Origin of the sequence: Alkalihalobacterium alkalinitrilicum, assembly GCF_002019605.1 — a bacterium.
GTDB classification, from domain to species: Bacteria; Bacillota; Bacilli; order Bacillales; family Bacillaceae_F; genus Alkalihalobacterium; species Alkalihalobacterium alkalinitrilicum.
In genome coordinates, this window is sequence record NZ_KV917368.1 from 3168754 (window position 1) to 3182836 (window position 14083).

Annotated in this window: 11 protein-coding genes, 20 tRNA genes, 1 rRNA gene and 1 pseudogene; 2 read left to right on the forward strand and 31 right to left on the reverse strand. The window is 39.1% G+C overall.

Annotated features, from left to right (window positions below; all coding sequences use genetic code 11):
• Nucleotides 1-110: 110 nt before the first annotated feature.
• From BK574_RS15260 to BK574_RS15290, 7 genes and pseudogenes are all read right to left on the reverse strand, one after another.
• Nucleotides 111-971 (reverse strand): hypothetical protein, encoded by an 861-nt coding sequence (locus BK574_RS15260; protein WP_142247976.1) that lies wholly within the window; start codon nucleotides 969-971, stop codon nucleotides 111-113.
• 343 nt (nucleotides 972-1314) lie between these two features.
• Nucleotides 1315-2859, reverse strand: a complete 1545-nt coding sequence (locus tag BK574_RS15265; RefSeq protein ID WP_078429203.1) for a fumarate hydratase — start codon at nucleotides 2857-2859, stop codon at nucleotides 1315-1317.
• Between the two features lie 95 nt (nucleotides 2860-2954).
• A complete protein-coding gene (locus tag BK574_RS15270; RefSeq protein ID WP_078429204.1) occupies nucleotides 2955-3878 on the reverse strand; it encodes a DMT family transporter in 924 nt (307 codons plus the stop codon).
• Nucleotides 3879-3899: 21 nt separating this feature from the next.
• Nucleotides 3900-4547: a histidine phosphatase family protein gene (locus BK574_RS15275; protein WP_078429205.1), complete on the reverse strand. Its 648-nt coding sequence runs from the start codon at nucleotides 4545-4547 to the stop codon at nucleotides 3900-3902.
• A gap of 1 nt (nucleotide 4548) precedes the next feature.
• The gene (locus tag BK574_RS15280; RefSeq protein WP_078429206.1) at nucleotides 4549-4749 is read right to left on the reverse strand and encodes an SE1561 family protein; all 201 of its coding nucleotides are present in this window, start codon (nucleotides 4747-4749) and stop codon (nucleotides 4549-4551) included.
• 290 nt (nucleotides 4750-5039) lie between these two features.
• Nucleotides 5040-6180: pseudogene (locus BK574_RS15285) on the reverse strand (IS3 family transposase).
• 88 nt (nucleotides 6181-6268) lie between these two features.
• On the reverse strand, nucleotides 6269-7795 hold the full coding sequence (locus BK574_RS15290; protein WP_078429207.1) for a recombinase family protein: 1527 nt from the start codon (nucleotides 7793-7795) through the stop codon (nucleotides 6269-6271).
• Nucleotides 7796-7977: 182 nt separating this feature from the next.
• Here BK574_RS15290 and yfkAB point away from each other — a divergent pair, with 182 nt between their 5' ends.
• Nucleotides 7978-9162, forward strand: a complete 1185-nt coding sequence (yfkAB, locus tag BK574_RS15295) for a radical SAM/CxCxxxxC motif protein YfkAB (RefSeq protein WP_078429208.1) — start codon at nucleotides 7978-7980, stop codon at nucleotides 9160-9162.
• A gap of 149 nt (nucleotides 9163-9311) precedes the next feature.
• On the opposite strand, the gene BK574_RS15300 is transcribed toward yfkAB, so the two are convergent.
• Together BK574_RS15300 and BK574_RS15305 are read right to left on the reverse strand one after the other, a co-directional pair.
• Nucleotides 9312-10112: a YfkD famly protein gene (locus BK574_RS15300; RefSeq protein WP_078429209.1), complete on the reverse strand. Its 801-nt coding sequence runs from the start codon at nucleotides 10110-10112 to the stop codon at nucleotides 9312-9314.
• Between the two features lie 105 nt (nucleotides 10113-10217).
• Entirely contained in the window at nucleotides 10218-10820 is a 603-nt protein-coding gene (locus BK574_RS15305) for a YczE/YyaS/YitT family protein (protein ID WP_078429210.1), read from the reverse strand.
• Nucleotides 10821-10904: 84 nt separating this feature from the next.
• Here BK574_RS15305 and BK574_RS15310 point away from each other — a divergent pair, with 84 nt between their 5' ends.
• Nucleotides 10905-11519: a DUF421 domain-containing protein gene (locus BK574_RS15310; RefSeq protein WP_075389231.1), complete on the forward strand. Its 615-nt coding sequence runs from the start codon at nucleotides 10905-10907 to the stop codon at nucleotides 11517-11519.
• A 113-nt stretch (nucleotides 11520-11632) separates the two neighbouring features.
• Here BK574_RS15310 and BK574_RS15315 read toward each other — a convergent pair.
• The 22 genes from BK574_RS15315 to rrf form a co-directional block, all read right to left on the reverse strand.
• Nucleotides 11633-11716, reverse strand: a tRNA-Leu gene (locus BK574_RS15315).
• A gap of 12 nt (nucleotides 11717-11728) precedes the next feature.
• A tRNA-Lys gene (locus BK574_RS15320) sits at nucleotides 11729-11804 on the reverse strand.
• Between the two features lie 109 nt (nucleotides 11805-11913).
• Nucleotides 11914-11989: transfer RNA gene (locus BK574_RS15325), tRNA-Thr, on the reverse strand.
• Between the two features lies 1 nt (nucleotide 11990).
• A tRNA-Val gene (locus tag BK574_RS15330) sits at nucleotides 11991-12066 on the reverse strand.
• A 28-nt stretch (nucleotides 12067-12094) separates the two neighbouring features.
• Nucleotides 12095-12169, reverse strand: a tRNA-Glu gene (locus BK574_RS15335).
• 6 nt (nucleotides 12170-12175) lie between these two features.
• A tRNA-Asn gene (locus BK574_RS15340) sits at nucleotides 12176-12251 on the reverse strand.
• 8 nt (nucleotides 12252-12259) lie between these two features.
• A tRNA-Ile gene (locus BK574_RS15345) sits at nucleotides 12260-12336 on the reverse strand.
• Nucleotides 12337-12356: 20 nt separating this feature from the next.
• Nucleotides 12357-12433 (reverse strand) — tRNA-Pro (locus tag BK574_RS15350).
• An 8-nt stretch (nucleotides 12434-12441) separates the two neighbouring features.
• Nucleotides 12442-12518 (reverse strand) — tRNA-Arg (locus BK574_RS15355).
• Nucleotides 12519-12521: 3 nt separating this feature from the next.
• Nucleotides 12522-12610: transfer RNA gene (locus BK574_RS15360), tRNA-Leu, on the reverse strand.
• Nucleotides 12611-12627: 17 nt separating this feature from the next.
• Nucleotides 12628-12702 (reverse strand) — tRNA-Gly (locus BK574_RS15365).
• A 4-nt stretch (nucleotides 12703-12706) separates the two neighbouring features.
• Nucleotides 12707-12781, reverse strand: a tRNA-Gln gene (locus BK574_RS15370).
• Between the two features lie 21 nt (nucleotides 12782-12802).
• Nucleotides 12803-12878, reverse strand: a tRNA-His gene (locus BK574_RS15375).
• A gap of 19 nt (nucleotides 12879-12897) precedes the next feature.
• Nucleotides 12898-12971, reverse strand: a tRNA-Trp gene (locus tag BK574_RS15380).
• Nucleotides 12972-12982: 11 nt separating this feature from the next.
• A tRNA-Tyr gene (locus BK574_RS15385) sits at nucleotides 12983-13067 on the reverse strand.
• 9 nt (nucleotides 13068-13076) lie between these two features.
• A tRNA-Phe gene (locus BK574_RS15390) sits at nucleotides 13077-13152 on the reverse strand.
• A 56-nt stretch (nucleotides 13153-13208) separates the two neighbouring features.
• Nucleotides 13209-13284, reverse strand: a tRNA-Asp gene (locus BK574_RS15395).
• 16 nt (nucleotides 13285-13300) lie between these two features.
• Nucleotides 13301-13377 (reverse strand) — tRNA-Met (locus BK574_RS15400).
• A gap of 30 nt (nucleotides 13378-13407) precedes the next feature.
• On the reverse strand, nucleotides 13408-13542 hold the full coding sequence (locus BK574_RS28855) for a hypothetical protein (protein ID WP_274379232.1): 135 nt from the start codon (nucleotides 13540-13542) through the stop codon (nucleotides 13408-13410).
• A 94-nt stretch (nucleotides 13543-13636) separates the two neighbouring features.
• Nucleotides 13637-13729: transfer RNA gene (locus tag BK574_RS15405), tRNA-Ser, on the reverse strand.
• A 13-nt stretch (nucleotides 13730-13742) separates the two neighbouring features.
• A tRNA-Ala gene (locus BK574_RS15410) sits at nucleotides 13743-13818 on the reverse strand.
• 19 nt (nucleotides 13819-13837) lie between these two features.
• Nucleotides 13838-13953: ribosomal RNA gene (gene rrf / locus BK574_RS15415) — 5S ribosomal RNA — on the reverse strand.
• Nucleotides 13954-14083 lie beyond the last annotated feature (130 nt).

Sequence of the window (14083 nt, forward strand, 5' to 3'; positions counted from 1 at the left end):
ACAGAAAAGCGGAAGGGCCTCGTTTAGCCCCGACAAGCAAATGTTCTGTCAGTTAAAAGTTCGCTTATTAAGTTTTACCGTCGGGGTTATTTGACCTCAGTGGCAAGCAGCTATCTAGCCATCGTATATTTCATAATAAGTGGTGTTGCGATAAGCTGTAAAAATTCATTCTCAGTTAAATGGTCACGATGAATATCGACAATATCGCCTTCGATCGTACCAAACAATTCCATTGCTTCAGTTGGGACACCAGAAATTCGTATAAACATATATTCTTTTCCATCATTTGATTTCACCGAATACCCTGACTGTGAACCGTCATCCTTTACTACTGCAATACTCTTTCCAGTCCCATCAAAAATGTTCAACGTATAACGTGCTAATATTTTTTTACCCAGTTCATACTTGGATAGGAGCTTGCGGTTTTCATCGTACACGTAATATGGGCGAAAAATTCCTCCTTGCTTTTCTATCGATACCGTTCGATTTCCTGCTTTAAACTGTAAAACGAGTGGGAAGACATTTAAAGGTATAATAATACCAAAAGTAAACCTCAGCAATTGTTGTACGGTCGTTATGTCCTCCTGAAATGTCGCAATGATTTTACCATCCAGTGAATAAAAGGTAAAAGGTTCTCTTAGACTTACACTTGAAACGAACATCATTCTTCGTGTTGTGAAAAAGATATCAGTATCGTTTACTAGTGGTTTATGTGATACAACATCGTTCATTTGTTTCATCCGCCAATAGGAGATAAGAAATAAACATGTGCCTAAACCAAAGGTGATGAAATAAATCAATATTCTCTCTACAGAAATATCTCGAGGGCCACTGCCTACATCATAAAAAAACATAACGAACCCGATAAAGTACAAAATAAGACCTATCCAAAATAAAAACACTGCGATACGCTTATGATGTTTTTGAAGTGCCATCAATGACTTCCTTTCTGCTCTTTTTTTTAGTTTCATAAAGTGAATTTCCATCAGTGAGTTTTTCCTCTCCCCCCACCAGTGATTAGTTAGGGCCCACACGATGTTGATCACATTTAGTCTGTGTTCAAGTTATTACTGGCAGTTTATCCCCCACTTATCCTTCTTTAATTCCTTGAAAGCTTAAAGTGGGGTATTACTGTCAATTTTTGCGGGATAATACACTTATTTTCAGTTACGATTGAGCAGGAATAATGCTCCAGCCCCAAACAAGCAAAAAGACTGTACAACGAGTACATGAAGCAACTAGTTGTACAGTCTATCTATTTTTACTTACTATTTAAAAGATCAGAATAACCTCGATAAAGTTGCCTACTATCGATTAAAATACACGGTCAGCAAATTGTGAAAGCTTTTCTAATGAAGATTTATCGACATCTGCATGTAAACTATTTCCGTGTGAGTCCATCGTTACGATCGCTGCAAAACCTTCAACTTCAAGGTGCCACATCGCTTCTGGAATACCAAATTCCATTAAGTCTACACCTTTTACTTTTTTAATACATTCAGCATAATATTGAGCGGCTCCACCGATCGCATTTAAATATACCCCACCGTGCTCTTCTAACGCTTTTAACGTTTTCGGCCCCATACCGCCTTTACCAATAACAGCACGAATACCAAATTTCTTCATAATGTCACCTTGGTAAGGCTCCTCACGAATACTTGTTGTTGGTCCAGCTGCTTTAACGTGCCATTCGCCTTGTTCGTCTTTTAGCATAACTGGCCCACAGTGATAAATGACTTCACCATTTAAATCGATCGGTGCATCATGATCCATTAAATGATGGTGAATTGCATCGCGCCCTGTATGCATCATTCCGTTAAGAATAACAACGTCTCCAACTTTTAGTTCACGAATTTGCTCTTCTGTAATTGGTGCTTGTAGAACTACTTCACGTACATCAGATGTAACCTCAGCTGTTGCCGCTGCTTCTTCTTCTGCAAGTGCACCAAAGTCAACTTTTTCTCCATCTTTATAAAGCCACTCGTTAATTTCACCTGTTTCTGCGTCAACAACTACACCTAGGCGACGGAATGCCCAACAGTTATAAGCTACAGATACGAAGAAACTTGCAGGTAGACGGTGCATAACACCTACTTTACAGCCAAGTAGTGTCGCTTCTCCACCAAAGCCCATGGTTCCAATTCCTAACGTATTTGCATTTTCCATGACATAGTCTTCTAGTTTACGAAGGTCTTCGTTTGGATTTATATCATCTACCGTACGGAACAGTTGCTCTTTCGCTAATAGATAACTAGCTGAACGATCTCCACCGATTCCTACACCGATAAATCCTGCACTACAGCCTTGTCCTTGCGCCTGGTACACGGAGTGCATGATACATTTACGAATTCCATCAAGATCACGACCCGCTCGTCCTAAACCTTCTAGTTCACATGGTAGGCTATACTGAATGTTTTTATTCTCACAGCCACCGCCTTTTAAAATTAAACGAACATCAATGTAATCTTCTTCCCACTGTTCAAAATGGAATACTGGTGTTCCTTCACCAATGTTATTTCCACTGTTTTCACCCGTTAGTGAATCTACAGAGTTCGGACGTAACTTTCCGTCTTTTGTCGCTTCTTCAATTGCTTCTTTAATCGCTTTTTTCATCTTGATTTGGTTAGCGCCAACTGGAACTTTAATTTCAAATGTTGGCATCCCTGTATCTTGACAAATCGGTGAAATCTTCTCGTCTGCCATTTGAATATTTTCAGTAATCGTTGATAGAGATAACGCTGCTCTTGTCCCTGCATTTTCTTTTTCTTTTGCCGCCTTAACCGCATGACGTACATCGTATGGTAGGTTCGTAGATGTTTCTACAATTAGCTTGTACATACTATCTTTAAATTTTTCCATCCTGCTCTCTCCCCTCGGAATTACAGATACGAATTTTTTACACAGGTTCTATTATACGCCTTGTCAAAACATTTCGAAAGGGGTATGAAAGCGCATCAATTAATTTCCTGTTTTTTTAACAATGAATGACTAACTTTTAAGGGTGATCGTAATTTCGTTGTGAGAAGTACTCCGATTATGACAAAAACTCCACCTAATAATTGTTCAATATAGATTCTCTCATTTAATATCAGCACCGCTTGAATTGTAGTAAATACAGGAATTAAGTTCAAACATACTGCTGCCTTCGATGCTCCAACGGTCTCAACCCCTTTATTCCAACAAATAATCGCAATGATGGATGGAAAAATGCCGAGATAGAGTACAGATATGATCGTTGAGGTATCCCAATTAATCGCAATATCTAAAACAATCCATTCTACTACAACAAAAGGAAGTAACGTGATACATGCCATTCCTAGCATTACCATCAAACTCCCCTTCGTCGGTAATCGTCCCATATGTTTTTTTACGAGAATGGAATATACACACCAAGCCAAAACAGCAAAAATCATTAATAAATCACCAACATTAAATTGTAAAGAAAACAATTGTTGCACCGAACCGCTCGTAACAATCCATAAAACGCCGATAAAAGAAATAATAATTCCAACATACTGTAAAAAGAGAAGACGTTCCTTTAATAAGATCAACCCAAGAATAGAAGCAAATATCGGTGTCGAAGCTTCTACAATAGAAGCATTAATCGTTGTTGTGTAATGTAATGAAAAATAAACAAGACCGATGAAAAAGACGATTCCCGTCAGTGATAACGCATAGATCGGTTTCCAGTTTCGTAATAAAACACCTCTATGATTCTTCCAATCTTTTTGTGCTAACATCACCATAATTAGAAAAGCAATGCTACAACGTAAAAACGATAGTGTAAATGCAGGGATATTATCGACCATTAATTTACCAACAATAAAATTCCCTGAGAAAAACAATATCGCAACAATAATAAATATATAAGCCTTCAATGCATTTCCCTTTCTTAGATCCTACGCTTCTTTATTTAATAATGACGCGTTTTGTTGAAGTTCTTCTAGCTCTAAATGGATTGTCTTATTTATATAATGAATACTTGGTTTTCTATCACTCTTAAACTCTACTAACGTAATACTTGTATTATCAATTTGAAATGGACGATGGTGTAAATGCCACTCATCTCCTAATAGTATGTACATGAGCATAATACTAATTAATCCACCGTGAGCTACTAAAGCAACGTGTTTCCCATCATGGGCATGCTTCATTTGATCTAGTAGGTATTTGCATCTTGACGTAATTTCAGACACGCTCTCTGTACCAACTACACCAGAAGTGAGCAGTGAACGTTCTTTTATCTCAGGATATTGAGCCTCAATGTCTTGGCGGGTTTTCCCTTCGAGTGGACCTAAGTTGATTTCTCTCAACTTCTCCCATTTGTGAGCGGTTAAGTGTTTACGCTCAGCAACGGCACTAGCCGTCTCATAAGCCCTTGTTAAGTCGCTAGTATAGATAAAATCGAGTGGCTTATTCTCTAAATATTTGGCTAATTGCTCAGCTTGCATCATACCCGTTACAGATAAAGAGAAATCTTGCCACCCTTGAATAATGCCTAGTTTATTTCCCTCAGATTCACCGTGTCGAATGAAATATAAATACAACTCACTCCACTCCTTTAGTTTCCCATGAATGGCGGAACACTTTACATTTACCTTCTAATTGATCGAGCATATCTAAAATACGATCAATATCCTCAATAGTTGTATCTTCAGGATCAATGGCATCAAGCAAATCACCGATCATTTGTATTTTTTGATTTAAATAATTTAGTTGCTCGTTTTTGTCGTTTACTGCTCCACCCATCGAAATCTCTCCTTTAATTCATATCATCGTAACTGTAACAAAAATAACAAGGACACTCAAGAAATGTTGTAACTTTACAATTTTCTTCATCCTACTTATATTAGTATGGGCAATTCGACCTAATTTCAATATAGATCTTTTTCAATTTGTTTAATCCAGTTATGATAAAAGAATGAAACAACTACTAAAAAGAGTTATTTGGATTAAATCTTATGTTTAGTAGCATTATCTGTACTTGTCCTTATATATCCTATCATTCTGCTCATTTAGTATGGTATGTCAACACTAAATCAAACAATTTTTTTAGGGGCTAAGTTTCGATAACTTGCCGGACTTTGATACCCCAGGGCACTGTGCGAACGGATGTTATTGTACCAATTGATATAATCAAACAGTTCAAGTTCTAGGTGGTTAAGGGAATGGAACTGCTCCCCATGAATTAGTTCTGTTTTTAGAATCTTAAATGTCGCTTCTGCCACTGCATTATCATAAGGGTTTCCTTTATCGCTCAATGAACGTTCAATCTCATTTTCACTTAATAATTCATCAATAGCTACGTTTTTAAACTCAGATCCGCGATCTGTATGAAAGAGTTTTACATTCTCTAATGGCCGATTAACCGTTGCGAAGGCGCGTTGAACTAAAGCTGCGTCTTTGCGTTTTCCAACGCTATAACCAACTATTTCTCTATTATATAAATCAATTAAAAAACAGACGTAGCTCCAATAATGTCCTACTTTGACGTACGTTAAATCACTAACCAGTACGGACATTTCTTCATTCACTTGGAATTCCTGATCTAATACGTTTCGAACGGATTCTGTATTTGCTGAGAGCTCATTGGTTTGTAGGAAGGTTGTGCATACTTCGATTGGATTCCGAGCTCTTTCATCAACCTTCCTATGCGACGTCTAGAAACCTTGTGACCCGCTTTTAAAAGCTCTCGTTTTATTTTACGAGTTCCATATACTTTACGGTTTTCATTAAAGATTTTTAGTATTTTTTCTTTTAATTCTTGTTCTTCTGTAGCCTTTTCCTTTTCTTTTTGAGCAGCTACTTCTGTTTCATAATAAAAGGTGCTTCGAGCTATTTGTAGGACTTTGCACATTGCTGATACCGAATAGAAGTGCCGATTTTTCTCAATGACTTCTATTTTCGCCCCATGATCAGCGCGGCTTGCTTTAAAATATCGACTTCCATTTCTAGCTGTTTATTTCTTTTTCTTAACTCAATCAATTCTTGTTCCTCTGGACTTCGATTGTCTTTCTCTTTGAAGGAACCAGACTGTTGAAACTGAGTAATCCACCTGTCTAAAGCAGACGGAGTTAATTCATATTCACGGACAATATCTTGACGACTTTTTCCACCTTCATATAAAGCAACCACTTGCTTCTTGAATTCTGTGGTAAACGTTCTTCTTTTTTTGGACATAGTAGATTCGCTCCTCACTCGTTATATGTTATTCTACTAGCCCTTATTTTTATTGTCCAACTAAGTGTAGCCTATCCAGTACCTCTCCTTACTTGTATTCTACTTTTATCTCAAAAGGCTTTTCTCCTCCTACATCATTTAGCTCTTTCCAGTAGTAAACCTTATCTATAACATCATGTAATAGCTTATTGACCTTAGTAGGATTCTCCTCTACATCCATAGACAATAGCTGTTCTATTTTAACCTTAGCTTTCTTATGTTTATCTACCTCAGACTTGGCATCTGCTCCCTCTAATGACTCTAACAGCTCAGTTATTGACTGTTGTTGCTCTCTAATCTTTTTAATTTCCTCAGTAGCCTCTTCCTGCTCATAAATACCTGCTTTAAATCCATCCTGTACCCTTTTCTTTTGAACATCTAGCTTGTTATATTGCAGAGTTAGCTCCTGCTGTTCCTGAGCTACCTTACTTAAAAAGCTATTATCTCCTGCTACAATAGCCTCTATTACTGCATCTAGCTCTGAGAGATGCTGTCTAAGCTCCTCAAGTATAGCCTCCTGTACTCTAGATGCTTTAATACCATTATTTTTACATCTAGGCTTATCTTTAGACTCCTGCTTAGCCTTATGACCTTTAGAGGCATGACAGTTAAGTACATAAAGGTCTCTACTGTCCTTATCTAACTTATTCCTACCTTTTCTGTTCCCGTATTTCATACAGAAAGATAAGGTCTGATTACATTTAGGACATACTAACAGCCTAGAAAGTGTATATACTCCTCTCTGAGATGCTTGAGGTACTTTCCTATGCTTTTCTTTTAGCTTTTGAGCCTTGTTGTAGGTATCTGCATCTATTAAAGCAGGATGAGCCTCCTCTACATTAATAACATCCTCTCCCTCTAACTCATAATGTACTACTCCTCTATAAGCTACATTAGTAAGGATTAAAGAGAGACCTCTAACAGAAAAAGGCTGACCTGCTCTAGTTGTAATACCTCTAAGCCTTAGCTGTTCTACAATCTCTGTCTGATTGTATCCCTGATTTACATACATATCATAAATAGTCTCAACTACTTTAGACTCCTCAGGATGAGGTAGGAGATGCTTACTGTCATCTTTTGTATAGCCATAAGGAGCAATCCCAAAATATACTCCCTTTTTAATAGCCTGTATTCTACCTCTCCTGAGCTTTCTTTTAGTCATCCTCATAAAGTGATTATCCATCTCAGACTGAATACCTGAGGTAAAGATGTCATCATCATTCATAAAGTTATATGTCTTGTTTAGAGTAAAGAGCAATAAGCCCTCACTTTTCATAAACCTCACAAACATCCCAAAATCTGTTCTATCCCTTGTTAATCTGTCTTGGTCAGTAACAAGGACTCCATCATAGATATTCCTTTTAAGCTCCATTAGCATCCTCTGTAGTTCAGGTCTGCCATCCCAATCCTCTGAGCTTCCTTCCTCAGAAAATACCTCATATTCCATATTGTTAGCCTCTACATAGTCAGTAAGTAGCTCTAGCTGTCTGTCTATCTCTAGAGCATCAGCATCCTTTAACCTAGACTTTCTGACATAAATAGCTACTAGCTTTTTACCTGCTTTTACTGGTTTCATTGCCTGTTTATTCCCCTCTCTGACTATCTACTGTGCTGAATTTCATCAGACCTGGATAATTCCATTGTAACAGTTATACACATAGGCGCAAGATGTTTTACATTCGATGTCCATATGTACTTTGCATTGACATGAGTTATATAATAAAGAGAGGTATTAGAACTAAGATAGGAGTAGTTGAAATGACTGAATTAAGAACCAAACCCAAAAGCACACCTCAGAATGATGCTTGGGAGGCTTACCTAGATGTAGATAAATATGGACATACAACATTATCAAGCATAGAATTTACTACCACTAACCTCTGTAATATGAGATGCAGACATTGTGCTGTAGGTCATACTCTTACACATAAAGACCCTAAAGCACTCCCTTTAGAGCTATTGCTAAAAAGATTAGAGGAAGTTCCAACCCTAAGAACCATGAGCATTACAGGGGGAGAACCTATGATGTCCTTAAAGTCAGTAGAAAATTATGTATTACCTTTATTGAAATATGCTCACGAGAGAGGCATGTACACTCAAATAAACTCTAACCTAACATTAGACCTAGAGAGATATAAGCTCATAGCTCCTTACCTAGATGTATTACATATCTCTCATAATTGGGGAACAGTAGAGGAGTTTATAGATACTGGCTTTGCTATGATGGAAAGAAAGCCCTCTAGAGAACAAAGAAAAACATTATTTGACAGGATGATAACTAACTCTAAGGCTTTATCTGAAATGGGAGTTTTAGTATCTGCTGAGACAATGATTAATAAAAATACCTTACCTCACTTAGAAAAAATTCATAAGCAAGTAGTAGAGGAGATGGGCTGTCAAAGGCATGAAATTCACCCTATGTATGATAGTGGATTTGTTGGTATGACTGAGCCTACAGAGATACAAAATTCTTTACATTCCATGTACCCAAGTGACTTCGCTAATAGCCTACAAGTAGCTACACTAGAAGAAATTCGTTCTGCGATCCATAGACTACTCGACTACCGTCAAAATAATACTTGGATGCTGTTTGGCACATTACCATTCTATGCTTGTAGTAACCATGAAGAAGACTTACAATTACTCAAACGTTTGTATGAGGAAAAAAATGTAACAGTACGAAATGACCCAGATGGACGTTCAAGATTAAATGTTAATATATTTGATGGGAGTATTATTGTCACTGATTTCGGTGATGCCCCGTCACTCGGTAATATTCAAACGACTTCATTAGAACATGCGTATAAAACGTGGAACGCTTCTACCTTAGCAGATGAGCTCAATTGTCATTGCCCTGCTGTGAAATGCTTAGGACCAAATATACTCGTTAAAGATACGTATTATCAAAATGTTTCCTTCAAGAATAAGAAATCGAAACTTTAATAAAGAATAAAGTAAGAATTCCACTAAACACTTTGCGCTGAAACTAAAAATCAACTCTTATCTTTCAAAAAAGGAGTACCATTGCGGGGTACTCCTTTTTCTTGTCCAGTATTATATGCTTGCTTAAATTCAACCTTTTCTAATCAACCTTAACGAGGTTGATTAGCTGTATAAAACTTAAAACTTAAGTGATCTTGAACAGGAATCCACGCACCAATTCCTTGCTGTGTCACATTTTTAACTTCAATTTTTCGCTTTCCATTCTTAATGGTTAAATAGACTTCTCCATATGTTACTTTTCCTTTTTCATTTGCTGCTGGTACATAGGCGTAAAGGTATCCTACATTTTTGGGAGCAATTTTATACACTTGTCCTTTTTTTGTACCGTATCCAATCACCGTGTCAAAAGCAAGTGGTAACCCTGTTTTTTCAGCTGCTTTTATCATCATCATTTTTTTCACTTCTTCACTATTTGGAACTTCAGCAGTAAGGCCACCTGAAATTTTCTTTTGTTGATCTTGTGTATAAGTCAACTTTTGTGGAGAGCGCCCGCCCCGATTATCCACATAATTGGTATTCACTTTATTATATTCCCAGTTAACGTTCGTCTCACCTGATTCATAATTAAGAGGCCATTGCCCTAAATAAATGGATGCCTTAAAAAGCAGTGCCGTTTTCGAATTGTTAATCGAAGACTCATTTAATAAGCGAATGAGTTCAGGGTTGGCAATTGTAACCTCAGCTGAATTTAATAATTCTTGAGTCAACTCACTTGGCTGTAAATAGGGTAGGTCTTGTGTTGGATTAGGATATGTGTTGTCTTTAGAAATATCTAAAACGTAATCAGGAATTTTCGCTTTCTTCTCTTCCCCTTTATTCTCTTCAGCCAATCCATTTAACGGTAACGAAAACAAAAATAATATAAGAATACATAGCGACACCTTTCGCATCGACTTTTCCTCCTTCTTTCTATAACTGTCCGATTGACCTTAGTTTTTTCAATCTATAAAAATTTATCCATCTAAAAAAGACTTCGTTCCGAAGCCTTTTTCTTGTTATATACTAACAATTTTTTTTACGCGTCTATAGAACACTTGGATTAATGGCCCGATACTTAAGGTAACCACTATCGTTCCAATTCCAATCGGACCTCCTACAATTAAAGCAACAATTAAAGCCGTAATTTCGGCTATTGTTTTCGCCACCATCAAGGGCAATCGTAAGAGATCTTTTAAATTCAACATCAACCGATCGATTGGTATGATCGCAAAGTCTGCTTGTAAATAGGTCGATATTCCAAGCCCCATTAAGATAACTCCTAATAAAAGAACAGCAGCTTGTATTGGCAACTCCGTCAAGCGAATGTTTTGAAATACAATCAACAACCAAAAATCAATAAAATAACCTAAGACAATAACCGTTAGTAATGAGTGAATTTCTGGGCGGGCCCGTGCTATTAGAGCATTCACAATGATTAAAATAACTCCAATTAGAATAACCCATGTACCTACTGTTAAACCAACTCGATTGGATAAGCCTACATTTAACGCATCCCAAGCTCCTGCTCCAAGGTTAGCAATGATCGTAAATGTGATCCCTATCGATAAAATTAATAAACCTATTAAATAACATAAAGTTCTTCGCATTTTAGATGACATTTTTTCTCACCTCTTATTGAGTAGAATTTACATATATTACATAAACTATCCATATTACCCTTTGTAGATAAAGGAGGCAGTATTTTGGATTTTCACTGGGTATGGAAAGCCATTATAATTGTATTTGTAGGGGTTATGATATTACGGCTTGGTGGTAGAAAATCAATCTCCCAATTAACCGTCTCCCAAACCGTTATTATGATTTCCATTGGGAACTTAATGATACAGCCAGTAAGTGAGCGAAACATTTGGATTACATTTCTCATTGCACTTTTACTTATTCTTACTTTAATTTTTATTGAATTTCTTCAAGTTAAGTTTGACAAAGTTGAAAGTTTTTTTACTGGAAAATCAATTATTGTAATCGAAGATGGTGTAATCAATATTAAAAACTTAAAAAAATTAAGACTTACAGTCGATCAATTAGAAATGCGCTTACGTCAAGCCAATGTGCAACACATTAGTCAAGTTAAGTGGGCAACTGTTGAAGTTAGCGGCCAACTTGGCATTATATTAGATGAACAAAGTCAATTAGCTACCAAAAAAGACATACAAACATTATTAGATTATATTCACACTAAATTTCCTTCAGGCCAAGCTCCACCAATTATTACTGAGCAAAAAAAATATCCTACGCTGTTTACAGAATCAATAACTAAGAAACACCAAAATGGCGCTCCACCAAGACAATTGGACTGAATCAACGTTATCAGTCCTCTTTAGTCTGCTAAAGGTACCTGGCGCTAAAAAGGGAATTACCTATAAACGGTAATTCCCTTACATATGTATATTCTCTTTATTTATGAATAGAATGGTGCGGGTGAAGGGACTCGAACCCCCACGTCAAAGACACTAGATCCTAAGTCTAGCGCGTCTGCCAATTCCGCCACACCCGCAAAAACAAAAAATGGTGAGCCATGAAGGACTCGAACCTTCGACCCTCTGATTAAAAGTCAGATGCTCTACCAACTGAGCTAATGGCTCCCGAATTAAATGTAGCTTATTCACTTTGATTTTTGAACGAATATCTTCCTAACACAAAAATGAGTATTAACTTATTACTCATTTTAATAAACTTTTTTTAAGTTTATAGTGGTGCCGGCGAGAGGACTTGAACCCCCAACCTACTGATTACAAGTCAGTTGCTCTACCAATTGAGCTACACCGGCATGGTGGAGGATGACGGGCTCGAACCGCCGACCCCCTGCTTGTAAGGCAGGTGCTCTCCCAGCTGAGCTAATCCTCCATGAAAACTGGAACAAAAAAATTTAAATTGGTGACCCGTACGGGATTCGAACCCGTGTTACCGCCGTGAAAGGGCGGTGTCTTAACCGCTTGACCAACGGGCCAGTAAGTGGCTCCACAGGCAGGACTCGAACCTGCGACCGATCGGTTAACAGCCGATTGCTCTACCAACTGAGCTACTGTGGAATAATATATGGTGGGCCTAAGTGGACTCGAACCACCGACCTCACGCTTATCAGGCGTGCGCTCTAACCAGCTGAGCTATAGGCCCTATTGAATTTAAATTCGTCATGGTCGGGAAGACAGGATTTGAACCTGCGACCCCCTGGTCCCAAACCAGGTGCTCTACCAAGCTGAGCCACTTCCCGTATTAAATTGGCGCGCCCTGAGAGATTCGAACTCCCGACCTTTTGATTCGTAGTCAAACACTCTATCCAGCTGAGCTAAGGGCGCATATGGTGCCGAGGGCCGGACTTGAACCGGCACGGTAGTCACCTACCGCAGGATTTTAAGTCCTGTGTGTCTGCCAATTCCACCACCCCGGCTAGACAGACTATTTTCTTGGAGCGGAAGACGGGACTCGAACCCGCGACCCTCACCTTGGCAAGGTGATGTTCTACCACTGAACTACTTCCGCATAATGGCTGGGCTAGCAGGATTCGAACCTACGCATGACGGAGTCAAAGTCCGTTGCCTTACCGCTTGGCTATAGCCCATAAATTTTTATACTATTAAAATGGGGCGGCTGATGGGAATTGAACCCACGAATGCCGGAATCACAATCCGGTGCGTTAACCACTTCGCCACAACCGCCACAATATAATGGTCTCTCTGGCAGGGGCAGTAGGAATTGAACCCACACTGACGGTTTTGGAGACCGTAGTTCTACCTTTAAACTATGCCCCTAGAGTAAAAAATGGTGGAGGGGGACGGATTCGAACCGCCGAACCCTCAGGGAGCGGATTTACAGTCCGCCGCGTTTAGCCACTTCGCTACCCCTCCAACATTAAATGGTGGCTCGGGACGGAATCGAACCGCCGACACATGGATTTTCAGTCCATTGCTCTACCGACTGAGCTACCGAGCCTTATTCAACTTGCGATAAGCATTGAATTTCTTGCTTCTCTAAACTCTAATATTTTATGGCGGTCCCGACGGGAATCGAACCCGCGATCTCCTGCGTGACAGGCAGGCATGTTAACCGCTACACCACGGGACCACACTAAAAGTTATTTTGGTTGCGGGGATAGGATTTGAACCTATGACCTTCGGGTTATGAGCCCGACGAGCTACCAGACTGCTCCACCCCGCGACGTTATATAGCTTACGGATGATGTTTTTTCTAAGAGGTCATCGTTTCCTCTTCTCGTAACGCTTTGTAGCTTGATGCGTCACGACATGTCGATGTGAATTCATGAAGTATAGCTCCATGCTCCACCCCGCGATAATATGAATGCTTATGGATGATGTTACTCATCGAAGCAATTGGCTTTCTTTTTCTCTACTTGCGTTTCCTCGAAATGGATTCGATGATATACAGTAAATAGATGGTCTAAGTTATTAAATAAATATGGGGGAGGAAGAGGGATTCGAACCCCCGCGCGGTTTAACCCGCCTGTCGGTTTTCAAGACCGATCCCTTCAGCCGGACTTGGGTATTCCTCCGAATGAAAAATCCTGGTGGAGCCTAGCGGGGTCGAACCGCTGACCTCCTGCGTGCAAGGCAGGCGCTCTCCCAGCTGAGCTAAGGCCCCAGATAATATTTATTTAATAGCCTAGCGACGTCCTACTCTCACAGGGGGAAGCCCCCAACTACCATCGGCGCTGAAGAGCTTAACTTCCGTGTTCGGCATGGGAACGGGTGTGACCTCTTCGCTATCGCCACTAGACTTATAAAATTGTGATAAGCTTCGCATTTCTTCGTTGGCTGCGCTCCCTGCGTTGCTCATGTACCCTTCAAACGTACATTCCGCTACTCGTGAACTTGCCGCCTCGAACTACTCGCTTCTAACAATTTTC